Annotated in this window: 10 protein-coding genes; 3 read left to right on the forward strand and 7 right to left on the reverse strand. The window is 38.4% G+C overall.

The genetic code is table 11. From position 1 onward, the window contains the following. Window positions 1-247: 247 nt before the first annotated feature. The 4 genes from OCI93_RS17900 to OCI93_RS17915 form a co-directional block, all read right to left on the reverse strand. Window positions 248-1,381, reverse strand: a complete 1,134-nt coding sequence (locus tag OCI93_RS17900) for an alpha/beta hydrolase (protein WP_261626964.1) — start codon at window positions 1,379-1,381, stop codon at window positions 248-250. Between the two features lie 37 nt (window positions 1,382-1,418). Then, window positions 1,419-1,718, reverse strand: a complete 300-nt coding sequence (locus OCI93_RS17905; protein ID WP_261594927.1) for a YciI family protein — start codon at window positions 1,716-1,718, stop codon at window positions 1,419-1,421. Between the two features lie 246 nt (window positions 1,719-1,964). Further along, a complete protein-coding gene (locus OCI93_RS17910; protein ID WP_261626965.1) occupies window positions 1,965-3,767 on the reverse strand; it encodes an alpha-keto acid decarboxylase family protein in 1,803 nt (600 codons plus the stop codon). A gap of 58 nt (window positions 3,768-3,825) precedes the next feature. Further along, window positions 3,826-5,793 (reverse strand): FAD-dependent L-amino acid oxidase, encoded by a 1,968-nt coding sequence (locus tag OCI93_RS17915; RefSeq protein WP_261626966.1) that lies wholly within the window; start codon window positions 5,791-5,793, stop codon window positions 3,826-3,828. A 320-nt stretch (window positions 5,794-6,113) separates the two neighbouring features. Between OCI93_RS17915 and OCI93_RS17920 the strand changes: the two genes are divergently transcribed. Further along, window positions 6,114-6,359: a PPC domain-containing protein gene (locus OCI93_RS17920; RefSeq protein ID WP_261594924.1), complete on the forward strand. Its 246-nt coding sequence runs from the start codon at window positions 6,114-6,116 to the stop codon at window positions 6,357-6,359. 863 nt (window positions 6,360-7,222) lie between these two features. After that, window positions 7,223-8,245 carry a tetratricopeptide repeat protein gene (locus OCI93_RS17925; RefSeq protein WP_261626967.1) on the forward strand — a complete coding sequence of 341 codons (1,023 nt, stop codon included), beginning with the start codon at window positions 7,223-7,225 and terminating at the stop codon, window positions 8,243-8,245. Window positions 8,246-8,250: 5 nt separating this feature from the next. Here OCI93_RS17925 and OCI93_RS17930 read toward each other — a convergent pair whose 3' ends face one another. Next, a complete protein-coding gene (locus tag OCI93_RS17930) occupies window positions 8,251-8,778 on the reverse strand; it encodes an RNA methyltransferase (RefSeq protein WP_261594922.1) in 528 nt (175 codons plus the stop codon). A gap of 125 nt (window positions 8,779-8,903) precedes the next feature. Here OCI93_RS17930 and OCI93_RS17935 point away from each other — a divergent pair, with 125 nt between their 5' ends. After that, on the forward strand, window positions 8,904-9,410 hold the full coding sequence (locus tag OCI93_RS17935) for a DUF4240 domain-containing protein (protein WP_261626968.1): 507 nt from the start codon (window positions 8,904-8,906) through the stop codon (window positions 9,408-9,410). A gap of 88 nt (window positions 9,411-9,498) precedes the next feature. Here the strand turns inward: OCI93_RS17935 and asd are convergent, their stop codons facing one another. After that, window positions 9,499-10,611, reverse strand: a complete 1,113-nt coding sequence (gene asd, locus OCI93_RS17940; protein WP_261626969.1) for an aspartate-semialdehyde dehydrogenase — start codon at window positions 10,609-10,611, stop codon at window positions 9,499-9,501. A 639-nt stretch (window positions 10,612-11,250) separates the two neighbouring features. Beyond that, a complete protein-coding gene (locus OCI93_RS17945) occupies window positions 11,251-13,935 on the reverse strand; it encodes a TonB-dependent receptor domain-containing protein (protein WP_261626970.1) in 2,685 nt (894 codons plus the stop codon). Between the last annotated feature and the right edge of the window lie 2 nt (window positions 13,936-13,937).

The following is a 13,937-nucleotide window of genomic DNA, read 5'->3' on the forward strand; positions in this document are numbered from 1 at the left end:
GTCGAGTTTGTTGCAGTCGAGTTTGTTGCAGTCGAGTTTGTTGCTCCTCGGATAAAACTAAATAGAGATTCATGTTGGAAGCTTAAGTTCACGTTTAAGTTCACTTAAAGCAAAACCCAATAATTAGCTAGAGTGGTTATGATAAAAATTAAATAATTTATGTGGTAAAGGTTATGCTGGGCTATTTCAACATTACTATAAATGGCTTATCGCTGAATGTTGATAAGCCACTTTAACGCTATCTTAGTTAGAAATTAGATACTGTATTTAAGTGCTCGTTTTGACTGATAATATCACTTAAATAGATAGAGTTACTTGTTTTTGCTAACTTTAACGCAGTGTTAGATGCATGTAGCGCTTTTACTAATTGTTTGTTTAGCTTGTATGCTGTTGCTAGGCTATCCCACAATATTTCTGATTTACCAAACTCTTTTACACCTTGCTCGAGTATTTCAATGCCCCATTGATGTTTACCTTCATATACTGCTTTTAGGCCGTAAACATTATATTGGTGTGCTGACAAGGTAAAATGATACCCATACTCTGGTATTTTTTTCAGGTAAAAATCATGCAGCTTATGGAGTGGCATTACGTCAATTTCAGGCACCGCATTCCAGTTATTAAATATTTTCTTAAGTGCACGCGCATTACCGATGAGTGGTGTACTGTCATGCGTTTCTTCAGGAAAATGCTCTGAAAACCAATGTAATTTAGATAAAGGCTGCTCATTCAGTGCATTAATCATCGCAGTATATGACTCGAACATTTCCCCTGATTCACTGGCGATACTTAAAAACCAACGCTTAGGCGAGCTGAGGTGATTATCACTCAATGCTTTATAATTATTCACTAATATCGATTTTTCCCACCATAGGCTAGGGCTTATTGATATGTGTAAACCAAATTTACTATTATTATCAAGTACTAAATTACTAGTAAACAACCCTCCGAGCGAATGCCCTGTGACTGCATAATAAGGTGCTACACGGTATTTATTACTTATATATGGGATGAGTTCTTTTTGTAAATAACCTTTGAACAAATCAGCTTTACCTGAACGACCAACAAACTTTTCATGCGCTGTTGGTGTAAAATAGGTCATCCTTTTTTGCGTACTAACCGACACCACTATCATCTCGGGTATAATGGCATAAGTACTTAAAAACTGGGTGCTTGCTGCAATATGAGAAAACTGCGTTGAGCCATCAAGCACCAATAGCAAAGGGTATTGATATGAATCTGAGTGGGAATATGTATCTGGTAAAGAAACTTGTACTGTTGGGTTTTCGTCTATAATTTTTGATTTTACGATAAACCGCTCTGAATTTGCTTGGCATACCATTGTAAATAGAAGTACCAGTAAAAATATGGTTACTTTCATTATTGACCTTTATATAGAATAATTATCTGATACTGCTCTATTGATACTGTTCAACAGGAACGAGTAGCGCTTGTGTTACTTCTATGCTTTCCCACACTTTATTGGTAACGTACGGGTCTTTCATTAACCAATAATCAAGCGCTGATCTTGTAGTAAATTCTACATGCACTGATGAGCCAATCATTTTTCCTGAACCATCTAGTATTGCGCCGCCACTTATAAAGTTGCCATTTTTAATTAATGCTCTAATGCCTGCTAAATGCTGCTCTCTTGCTGCCAAACGACGGTTTATAGCTTCTTCATCTACGTAATCATATGCTGTGATAATATATTGCATTCCTTTCCTTTTATAAATACATTTCAACTTAATCAAACATTGCGAAACAGTTGCTTAGTTCCTCTTTAAAAAATTTACTATACAATAAACAAAGACTTAATTACATATTAAAAGAAACAATTAACTGATTTCAATATGTAAAAGGGGTTTACATATTCCATAGACTAAGTAAAAAATATCGTATTTGAGTGGAGCTAAAATAAAGGCCCATTTACTTCATTAAGGGCCTTTATTTATTGTGGACAGTTAAAATTTTCCTGCAGGTGGCCAATTTGGGTTTTCGATCTCATCTTCACCTACTGCTGTACCTGCTTCTTGAGCAATTGACAGCGGAACATTTTCTTTTGGTATACACACTTCCACCAAGAAGTTAGTATCAGGTTTGCATCTGATTTCTTCCATCACAGCCAGCAGTTCACTCATATGGTTGACCGTTCGACCAGTACCACCAAATGCATCAGTGAGTTTTGCTATTTTCCAACTTGGCAACTCATTGTAGGCATAAACGCTATCAAGCAATTCATCTTTATAGTCAACAGGTGGGTGCCTAAATGGATTAGGGTTTACCAAGTATTGCTCGATGCCGTAAATGCCATTGGCAATAACAAACACCACCGTATTTTGACCATAAGCGTGCTGATCTGCAACAGCTTGACAAGTTTCATGAAAAGCACCGTCACCCACAACAACGATAGCGCGCTTGTCTGGCATTGCGCACTTTACACCGGTTCCCGCAGGAACTGAAAAGCCGATTGATAACCAAGCGGCTTGAGCTATGAAACCATTACGAGAAGGAATTTTAACGCCTTGTGCGCCTATCAAAGGGAAGCCTGCATCAACAACCATCACATCATCTTCACTGATCCATTGGCTCATCGCATGAAAAAAGTTATCGTATCCTAGCGTACTATCGGTATTTGGACATGTCCGTGCCGCTTTCAATAATTGCTTAGTTAAGCGTAAACCAGCAAATTTTGCTGATTCTACTTTCGCCAGTTCAGTAAATTTATCAATTAAAGCATCTAAATATTTATCTAGCTGAACTGATGGGTAAAATTCAGCGCCAACAAATACACCATCATGTGCAGCTAACACGGTTTTGCTGCTACGAATGTCTTCATTACCGGTATCTTTACCGGTGGTCCACGCTCCGATACCAATAAGCGCACCATCTTCACCCACAAGCTCGGTGATTTCTTCATTTTTGAGTGTGACACACCCCTCAAACCATGGGTGTGTTTCTTCAATAACCGATTTACTTAAAGCCGTTGTTACAAAGTGAATATGTTGATTGGGCAGTGTGTGCGAATGATTGAGTATATCCAGTAATGCTAAAAACTTATCCTGTAAACCAAACCGCTGCAACTCAATACCCGCCCAAAAAATACTGTTAGGCTTGCTTAGCATTAGCTCTACGGTTGCTTGTGCTGCATTACTCGCTTCGCTTACTGTGATTGTGGCATCAATGCCGGATTGAAGTGTACCTTGTGGCTTTTGGCACGGCGTACGCCATACATCTTCTGCAACTTCAAAGTAAATAGGGCGCTTGAGAGTCAACATTGCCGTTATTGCAGAATCTATTTGATAGGGCGCTTGTTGCGCGTTTGTGATTCGCTCTGCCGCCACCGTGATAGGTTTAAACATATGTATATCTACAAAATCATACCCTGTAGTATGTGAATACAATAGCCCTGCCTGCTTTGAGATTTGGTCTTCTTTGTTTGTTGGTGCACCATTTATCAAAATAACAGGGACTTGCTCAACAAATGACCCTGCAATGGTATTGAGTAAACTAAACGCACCAACACTATAGGTAACATAAAGCGCACTTACCCCCTTTAATCGTGCATAAGAATCAGCCGCATAGCCTGCGCACAATTCGTTTGCATTACCAGAGATTTTGATTGGTGAGTTATCATCAGATAAAATTACATCCAATAGCGCAGCAGTATAGTTACCCGCAACACCAAACATTTGCTGCACACCTATCTCTTCTAAACGTTGCTTTAAGTAATCAGCAACACAATATTGGTCAATTACATTATTCATGTTTTTTCTCGAAATTTTGCAATAAAAAGGAGGTGTTTAGCCTCCAGTATGTGTTTACTTAAGCTTTATCGAAATAAGTTAAATTTACACCTAAAATACTATTCCTATCGAAGGTTTCATCGATAGGTGCATCACTTATGCTCAAAGTTGGGTCTATATATTCATTAATTAACTTTGAAGCATTTTGTTCATAAGCTTCAGTAATCGCAGCAGATGACGGTATACCATTTTGTTCTTGATAAAGTTTGTCTAGTGCCTGTAAACCAAAGCCTTTTTCTAATACAAGATCAGTTGAGCGTAGCGCTCCTTCTACCCAACCTTGGTAATCAGAAAATGCTTCACCGCAAGTAAACAAATTAGGCAAAGGCTCAGTGAGCTCTTGCATTACCTGCTTGTCATCAGCACCTACCGCCCACTGGTGAACACCATAACCAAACTGCTGACTCATTGGTAAATCAAAGTCAACGCTTCCTTCCCAAATACGCGCACTCGTTAGCACCGGTTGCGGTACGTAGCGTGTATCAAAAATATCTTTAAAAAACGCAGTTGCTTGTTCAACAACGCCTACAGATGCAGGATACATATCAGAGGGCACATCACATACATACTGATCTTGATGTGGATTGTGATAGAGCTCACCTTTATTTTGTAAAGCACTCCAGAAATTAATATTTAGATAGTCACAATATATAGTTAACGCAGCAGGGCGGTCATACTTTTGTGCATTAATTACATCAAGCTTGGCTTGAGTTTTTTTATCAGCACTGGTTTTGCGCTCCTCATACATAAGTGCAGCAACCAATGGTTCGTTAACCGCATAGAAGGGGTAGACGGAGCCAGTTGGAAGATCGGCAAAATTAGGACCAAACTCAACCGATGGACGACCTGTAATACCTGTTGCCCACCATGGTGTATCGTAGTAAAGGTTAATCTTAAGGAGAGGCTGATTAGTTGCAGTTTGTAGTGTATTCCAAATTTTTTGAGACTCATCTTTTGGTAAACTATTAAATGCATTTGAGCCAATGAACAATCGCTCAAGCGCCTGTCTTGGTAAACCCAAAATCACCTTTTCGGCTCGAATAGTCCCTGAAGTCACTGAGCCATTTACATCTGTGCGAGTATATTTTAGTGAATACTCTTTACATTTAGCATCGTAGTCTATCGCTTCTATTTCAGTCTGAAGGTGAATACGCTCTTCGCCAATTTTCTCAACTAAAGCGTTCGGTAAGGTACTAAACCCATCCTTAAAAGTACGAAATTTAGCATCTGCAGGAAAGTCTTCTAACAGTTGGTATGCCACCCCAGCATTCATTTTCGACAAGAAAGTGCCATTGAAGCCAAGTGCGCGATAAAGCATGGTAATGCATTCTTGAGAATAACCCATGTCAGAAAATAGATCCCATAATGACCACTCATTTAAACCTTTATCGTTCCATTTGCACTCTAAACGAAAGTTTTGCCAAAACTGAGGGCCTTTAACCTTTGGGCGATCATTAAATTGAGGATTTGCTTGTAAAATACGATTAAAGACAACGTTAACAATTTCTGTTGGGTTCATCCCTTGTTCTGGCTGATCCAAATTATATAGCTCAGACCAAATCGCAAAATCATCTTTTGCTGCATCATTAACTGAAAAACTCTCTCCACGGAAATATAAGCGATTATTACCACCGCTATTCATAGGAAACGGCACAATTTCATCCTGCAAATCGAGCTCAAGAAATAACGCCATCAAATCGTCCATACTATCGAACAAAAAGCGCATACCGCCTTGCTCTTCTTTGACGGTTATTATGTCAGGTTGGTCTGGACCTTTTTTTTGATTATGGAAATTAATTAAATCCGAGTCTAAGCGCCCACCGGTTCTATTCGAGCGCTCTAATATAGCTAAATCGCTGATGTTCTTTTCATTATTAAGTCGCCAAGCGCTATAAAGGCCCGACATACCGGCGCCAACAATCGCAACTTCAACACGTTCTGGAATGGTTTTACATTTTATTTCACTGCCAAGTTTACAATGGGTCATGATAGTTCCTTGATTTAATTTCTACTTAACTATAGCGTCGTAAACAACCGATAAACGCAGCCGCCATTACTGTAGTCAATGCACAATTCAATCTTGCTCGTTAAAGTTAAAAGTAAGGTAATTACCGCTTATTCAATCCATTAAATAAAAATGCCGTTGTGCCGCTCCTTGTAGACTTAAATAAATGTAGCACCTATGTAAATAAATGTATGTTACAGCGCATTACATGCCAAAATTTTTTACCCTTAAACTCTAACTGGGTGAAGGCAATTAACTTTTATATGAAGATACAAAACTAGCTAGATCGTCATGTTTTGGGAGTGAGTACTATATGCTCTATAGTAAATGCAACAGATGAATTTAAGCTAGTTCAGTTTACACTGGCAGGTGGGCAAGGTAACGCTGATATTTATGTTCAACAAGATAGTTTACCTAATCTACAAACTTATGACTGTATCAGTTCAAATCAAGGCAATGACGAAATATGTAGCTTGGCCGCGCGAACAGCACCATTTTATATTCGTGTATATGCCAACTCCGGATTAGTAACACGACTTTACAGGTAGACCATATTAAAGAAGATGATAGTGAGGTTGAAACGTACTTTGGTGAAATATCAACGCCTGATGAAGTTGACATTCAACCTAACGGCCAGTGGTTTGAATATTAAGGAGGTACACTAATTGCTCGGCTAGCTGGCAACAACCAAGCAGACTTAGAGCTGAGTTTGGAGCAATAGGACAATACTTTACAACAGTGGAAAGTGGTCGCGGTATCTACACAACCTCAATCTAACGAGCGCATAGAATTTCAAGCACCTTATGGTTATTACCGATTTAAAGTTTATAGTTGGGATAGTCAAACAACGGGACAATATCAATTTACTTTAGATAGGTGATCAAAACGCACGCTCTTCAAATAAGGGTGTGCTACTAGATAACAACTATATAAATAAATGCATGTTAGAACGCATTACATGGCAAAACTCTCTAAGCAAGAGAACTAGTTTAATAAAAAGTTTGATTATTAAAATTTTATATCAACTCGATATACATTTGGTAAATTGCCACCCAAACAGCCACTAATACCAAATCCAATCTTTTTGTTTGCCGCAGCGGCTAGCAGCTCTTGTCCATTTGCTCATGTAAGATTAGCTTTTACAGCATATTTTCTTTTATCTGTACAATTCTGACTGTTAGTCTGCGCAGGATAAAATACAAAGGTAGTAGTGGTAAGTGATATTACACACCTTAATTTAACATAATATAAATTATGAGCCATTAAATATTACTTATGATGTTTCATAGACGATACAATTTACAAACCCCAAAATGTCCAATACTAAACAATATCGGACTTAAAAGAGGCTTGACCGTATATCAGCTCATCCTATACTTAAAAGTATTCTATATCCTATGTGGGATCACTTTTGTTTTATAAATATAAAGTTGCTTTATTTTCCTTGCTAACTTTTATCAGTGCATCTTGTTTGTCTGTATCAAGCGAAGACGTTGACTATGAACTCACACGAGCGCAATACTTCGTACGATCGAACCCCAAGCAGTCACAGGCAATACTCAACCAGATAAAAAATATTAATTCATTGTCTGATGAACAGAAAGTTGCTTTCTACACCTTAAAAATGCGCACTTCACTCATACTAAACAAGTTAGAAGCTGTTGAACCTCACCTTGACTCTCTGTTTGCTTTGGATGACAAAAGTGCTTTTGCCGATAAGTTAGTCACAATATTAAGTGGCAGCGGAATTTGGCTAAGAAAATCTAATTATTTTGATGCAGCCCAGCAGGTATTTTCATGTGCACTCAAACATACTGAAAAATCGGGTCAACGAATTTCAATACTTATTAGTAGTGCTATTGTAGCCCGCCATCAGCAAAACTATGCCATTGCTATATCTTTATATAATCAAGCTGCTGCTATAGCCAAAAAGTTGGATAACTTACGTGCAATTGCAACGATTGAAAATAATTTAGGGGCAATTGCAATGGATCAAGGCGATATTAAGCAAGCTGAGCTGCACTTTCGCCAAGCACTATCGGGTTTTCAGCGAACAAATAATCATTCAGGACACATTAATTCAGGTATTAATTTGTTATTCACTTTTATTATTCAAAATCAAGATATTAACTACCAACGTTTATATCCACATATATCAAAACTATCAGATGAATACCCAGACAACTCCAAAAAAGCCTATCTTTTTTGGGTTGATTCCACATATACACATAGTCAGGGGTATAAGTTACCCACGACTGTCAAAGATAACTTGTATTCGTCCTTTGATAAACTTGCAGGCCCACAATTACAAGCCTTGATCAGAACGTATTTAGCCACACGACTAGATATTCAACTACCACCCGTTACCTTTGCAAAAGCCAGACTTTTTGAAAATAAAAGCTGGTACACCAAGGTGTTAAATTGTAACTGGTAAATAGTTTATGGCTTGCTTAAAAGGTCAGTTAAAACAATATTATTGTTTTTATCTCGGCTATTGCGAATTATTTCATCATGATTAAATTTAACGCCCGACTTCAATAACCTATCATAAAGCACAACATTAACGGTAGCCGCCAAATTCATACATCCTTGAGTTGGAACATATATTACATCTTGACAGAGCTTAAGCGTGCCTTTATCGAGTGAGCCGTCTTCAGGACCAAATAGGTAAAATGCACTCTTGGGGTGAGTATACTCAGTAAGCGGTTTAGCTCCTTCGATTAGTTCAATAGCAACTGGTGTCGCGCCCAAGGGTAACATATCAGCAAGTGATGGTGTGCCAATTAACGGAATGTTTTGATACACCTTTTTGGTATCTGTTGTAAATTTACGTGCATTATCAAAGCGTTTACCCGTATAAAAAACCGAGTTTACCCCATAGCAACCAGCTGCACGCATTACTGCGCCCACATTACTTGGGCTTTTAGGATTAGTTAAGCCAATACAGGCAAAGCCATTATCAAACATCTTATTTCACTCTTTTCTTAATGCACCGCGAATCTACAGTAATATCAGCAAAACGTCTATAGGGCTGCGTTTGTTTATCTTGCTATGCTAAAATTGCAATAAATGTAACGCAATAAAATGTGATAATGAACACCGATACTTTTTGGCAAATAATAGCGTCAGTAAAAAATAGTAATAATGTTAACTTGGCGCTTAGAACCGCCCTATCAACACTCGACAAAAATGACATCGCACAATTTGATGTTCTCTACACGCAAGAACTGCGTAAACTATGGCACTGGGATAATTGGGCTTTTGCATATGTAATGTGTGGCTGTAATAGCGAGTATGATTTTCTAGATTTTTGTAACTGGTTAATTCTTCAAGGTAAAGAAAACTTAGCAAAGTTTTTAGCTAACCCTGACTGCTTGGCAGAGTACGAACATATACCAGTTAAAAATGACCTACCAGCGCCCTACTGCGATGAACTCGACTTGATTGCTGGTTTGTTGCATGAAGATATTACAGGCGAAGAGCTGCCCTATCACAATGTTGTTAACTTTGCGCCACAAGGCAAAAAATTTAAAAACAAACCAAAACTACTTATGGAACAATTTCCAAAGCTATACGCTAAGTTTTGGCAGCAAAAATAAAAATGGCGCCAATTTGGCGCCAATTTGGCGCCAACTGTTTAGCTTAAAAATGCCTAGTATTTTGTGAGCCTGAATTACAAGTGAGAGCTTAGCTTGACAATATTATCCGCAGCATACGGCGAAGTGGCTCAGCTGCGCCCCACAATAATTGGTCTCCAACAGTAAACGCGCTTATGTATTCTGGACCCATTGCTAACTTACGTATGCGGCCAACAGGTATATCAAGTGTACCTGTAACATTAACAGGCGTTAACTCTTTAGCCGTTTGTTCACGATTATTTGGTATGACTTTAACCCAGTCATTATGAGAGGCTAAAATCCGCTCAATCTCATTAACTGGCAAGTCAGCTTTTAATTTTATGGTCATTGCTTGTGAGTGGCAACGCATCGCACCAATACGCACACATAAACCATCGATAGGAATAGGCGACTTTGATGAACCAAGGATCTTGTTTGCTTCTACTTGTGCCTTCCACTCTTCTTTTGATTGACCAGACTCCATTGGCACATCAATCCAAGGAATTAAACTACCAGCAAGTGGAACACCAAACTGGTCGGTTGGTAAATCATCAGATTTAATTTTGTTTGCAACAATTTTATCAATTTCTAAAATAGCTGAGCTTGGGTCATTTAACTGGCTTGCGACAGAGCCATGGATCTCACCCATTTGCGTAATAAGCTCACGCATGTTGCGCGCACCGGCCCCTGACGCCGCTTGATATGTCATCGGGCTTACCCATTCAATCAAATCTTTCTCAAATAAACCGCCTAGTGCAAGTAGCATAAGAGAAACTGTACAGTTACCCCCCACGAATGTTTTAACACCCTGCTCCAAGCCTTGTGTGATCACATCGTTATTGACGGGGTCAAGCACAATAATACTATCAGATGACATACGCAGTGCTGATGCTGCATCAATCCAATAGCCACTCCAGTCCGAGTCACGCAATTTAGGGTAAACAGAGTTGGTATAATCACCACCTTGGCATGAAATAATCACATCCATTTCTGACAAAGCGGTCGTATCATTGGCATCTAATAACGGTTTTGCAGCGCCTACAAATTCAGGGCCAAGCTGCCCGGCTTGTGATGTAGTAAAAAAAGTCGCATCAATAAATGCAAAATCATTTTCTTCCATCATTCTGTGCATGAGCACCGAGCCTACCATACCACGCCAACCAACGAGTCCTACTTTTTTCATATTATTACCTTTATTTTAAATTAATAGACATTGCGTGAGTCTAGACGTCCAAAATAACAAATATGGTTGAGTTCGACTAGCCAAAACTTCATATTATTTCCCTTAAAATAGATGCATATATGGTATGAGCCATTAGTTCAATACATATTAATACTGTACTTTGAAATTTGATATTCTAGATAAATAGGGAGGAGAAATAAAATAGAAGGAGGCTAAAAAGGTATCAAAAACTTTAACTTAGCAATCAAGGTAAAATAAAATAACTAATTTTATCAACACATTGAAAATAATTTTAAAATAAAAAACCCCGCAAGCGGGGTTTGGATACAACATGTAAAGGTTGTCCTAATCTGATGTTCACGACACCAATTCAGAACTCGGTTCTAGGTTTGTTTATAATTTTTAATTATAACCTTTTGGATTGAAAGCACTTTAAAGTATAAAGATGACAAATTTATTAAAGTGCTGACATTTATACGTAAATTATTTGGTTCAGTGTTAATTCATATAACCGATTGTGATTATTCTACGTCACATGTCATATTTTCGCAATCAAATCTAATGACTTTTTATGAGATAAAAAAGCCAAGGCAATTGCCTTGGCTTATATTTTAAACAGTTTTAACTGTATACTAGTGCTTAAAACTCGTAGCTATAGCTCACACTTAAAGAAGTTCCAACTTCTTTTTGTCTTACAATTAAATCTGATTGCGTCACTTCTTGCTCTTCATCAAGTAGGTTTTTAACCTTAAACTTAACTTTAGAGTTAAAGTCTGGATACCAAGTATATACTAAATCAAGTGAATGGAATGGCTGTTCAAACGCATCATCTCGCCCACCAATACCTGATGCTAAAATACGCTCACCAAATACATTATATACAACTGAACCACTGTGTTGTCCATCAGCTGAGTCAAAACCCATTTGTAAGTTAACAACATATTTTGAGTGACCTGTCATACGCTTAGTAGGGTTAGTTAAGTTACCCGCAAAAGCTGGATCAATTGATACTTCAGAATCACTGAGCGTTATGTTACCCGAGGTAAAAGTACCACTTACCAATGATGATAAATCGAATAACCATTCTGTTTCAATGCCGTATACTTCACCTTCTATGCCGTTAACAAAAGATGCGCTGTAATCTTCATCACCTACACGAAGTACAGTTTCAATTGGGTTAGCAATGTCTTTGTAAAAAGCACCAACGGAGAAGTTGTCACCATTATCCATATAGTATTCAAAACGTGCATCATAGTTTTTCAAATCACTACTTTTGAGGCCTGGTGTACCAAATGTTTTGATATCGGTTAGAGGGTCAAAGTAAGCAACAGCGACTAATTCACGTAAATCTGGTCGAACTACCGTTTCACCGTAGCTAAAGCGAACTTGATAGTTATTTTCAGCTAAGTAAGTCAAAGCTAACGAGCTGAAAACATCATCAAGATTTACCGTGCCCTCTTTGATTGTCTCTTCTGAGTAATAAATACCCTGAGTAATTTTATCAAAGATTAAGCTAGATGTACCGATAGTAACTTGTTTGAAATCTTCATAACGCAAGCCGCCACTTACACGCCAAGTGTTATTGAAAAATGCATCAAACTCAAAATAGCCAGCATCAATTTTTTGCGCAGCAATGTAGTCATCTGCACTTGGTGCTGTTGGCTCATTAAACGACAAGAAAAAGTCGTTATCATTAACAAAAGTATCGGTTAGATAGCTTGTCATGCCTAAGATATTGTTTTCATCACTATTTACAGGTATTGAAATGCCAGTTTCGTTATTAATAGCAAAACTAGAAGTATTGTAAACACGTGCTCTATCTAAGAAGTCATAACCCGCTTTTAACGTTACTTCAACACTATCAAATGACAATGGCAGTGTCACATTACCACCGTATGACTTTACGTTATCAACCATATCGGTATAAGAATAAACAGCACGGTTGTCATCACCTGTTACTATTGAATTCTCATAAATACCATTTTCAAACGTATCAATAAATTTATAGTCGATATTAGTAGGAATACGCGTCTCAGCTTTAGACTCTGTATATTGCCAATCTGCGCCAATTCCCCAATAATCTAGCAAGGTATGTTGGCCTATAAACTGGTCAACATCTAAAGTACGTTCTTCATAATTAAAACGATGTGAACGTTGAGCTTGACCCGTACCCGCAATTGTTCTTACGGTACTACCATTAGGGCTTTGAAGTACAGACAGGTTTACTTCGTCTTCATTATCTTCTAAGTAAATTTTAGAGTAACTCACACTGTGCTGATCTAACTTATAACCTAAGTTAAATACTCCGCTTAAACGTTCATTTTCTGTGGTTACTTTTGAGTCTTTTACAGTAATGTAGCAATTATTTCTAGCGTCTTCTGTGGTCGCTAAAGACGTTGTACAGCCTTCTGACGGATCATCGTCAGTAACCGCTGTTTTACGCTCAGAGAATGACCAGTCACTATCATAAGAGCCTGCAAGCATAAAGCCAACAGTACCACCAAAGTATTCTTCATCAAAGCTGTTACCAATGTTTGCTTTGATATCATAGTTAGGATCTAACGACTCTTTAGTTACTTTTAAGTCTCTAGGTAATGATAAAACAAGCGCTTTGTTTATTGCCCCAGCTTGTTCAGCTCGGTTTTGAGTTTCAGTGCTTTTAATTCCGTCTCTGTCTACAATGCCGCTTAAACTAAAGTCGCCTTTATATCTCAACACGGCACTATGTAACGCATCTGGCTGGCCTGCATTGGGTCTAGAGTATGTGTACCCTTCATCCGAGCTAGAGTTCATACCTACACCAACCTCTATACCAGCAGAAAACTCTGAAGGTACAGATTTGGTACGAATGTCGATGTTACCACCACCAAACGCCGCAGGCATTGAAGGAGAGTATGCTTTTTGTACCGCTAAGCTTTGAATAATACTTGAAGGGAAGATATCCAAAGGGACTACGTTACGTGTTAAATCAGGGCTAGGTACTGACGCGCCATTTAATCGCGCACTTGAATAACGCTCACCTAAACCACGTACATACACAAATTTGCCATCTACAAGCGTTAGGCCTGTCACACGACGCAAAGCTGATGCAGCATCGCTGTCACCTGTTCGAGCTAGTTGCTCTGCGCCCATAATATCGGCAACAAATGCTTGGTTCTTACGCTCTTCAATCACTGCTGCCGCACTGCCTTGTAGGCGCGTGCCAACTGCAACAACTTCTTCGATTGCTTCGTCTTCTGCTGCTATGCTCGGCAATGAAATGCCTACCATGATTGCAGAACTAACTGCCAAAGCAATTTTTTTTAATTTCATTTGAGTATTCATTT

This window comes from Pseudoalteromonas holothuriae (assembly GCF_945859825.1).
GTDB lineage: Bacteria > Pseudomonadota > Gammaproteobacteria > Enterobacterales > Alteromonadaceae > Pseudoalteromonas > Pseudoalteromonas holothuriae.

What these genes read in the sequence shown, in the direction of transcription:
- OCI93_RS17915 (WP_261626966.1), bottom strand. Translation starts at nt 5,793, where the DNA reads ATGACCCATTGTAAACTTGGCAGTGAAATAAAATGTAAAACCATTCCA.
- OCI93_RS17905 (WP_261594927.1), bottom strand. Translation starts at nt 1,718, where the DNA reads ATGCAATATATTATCACAGCATATGATTACGTAGATGAAGAAGCTATA.
- OCI93_RS17900 (WP_261626964.1), bottom strand. Translation starts at nt 1,381, where the DNA reads ATGAAAGTAACCATATTTTTACTGGTACTTCTATTTACAATGGTATGC.
- OCI93_RS17910 (WP_261626965.1), bottom strand. Translation starts at nt 3,767, where the DNA reads ATGAATAATGTAATTGACCAATATTGTGTTGCTGATTACTTAAAGCAA.
- OCI93_RS17930 (WP_261594922.1), bottom strand. Translation starts at nt 8,778, where the DNA reads ATGTTTGATAATGGCTTTGCCTGTATTGGCTTAACTAATCCTAAAAGC.
- OCI93_RS17935 (WP_261626968.1), top strand. Translation starts at nt 8,904, where the DNA reads ATGAACACCGATACTTTTTGGCAAATAATAGCGTCAGTAAAAAATAGT.
- asd (WP_261626969.1), bottom strand. Translation starts at nt 10,611, where the DNA reads ATGAAAAAAGTAGGACTCGTTGGTTGGCGTGGTATGGTAGGCTCGGTG.
- OCI93_RS17945 (WP_261626970.1), bottom strand. Translation starts at nt 13,935, where the DNA reads ATGAATACTCAAATGAAATTAAAAAAAATTGCTTTGGCAGTTAGTTCT.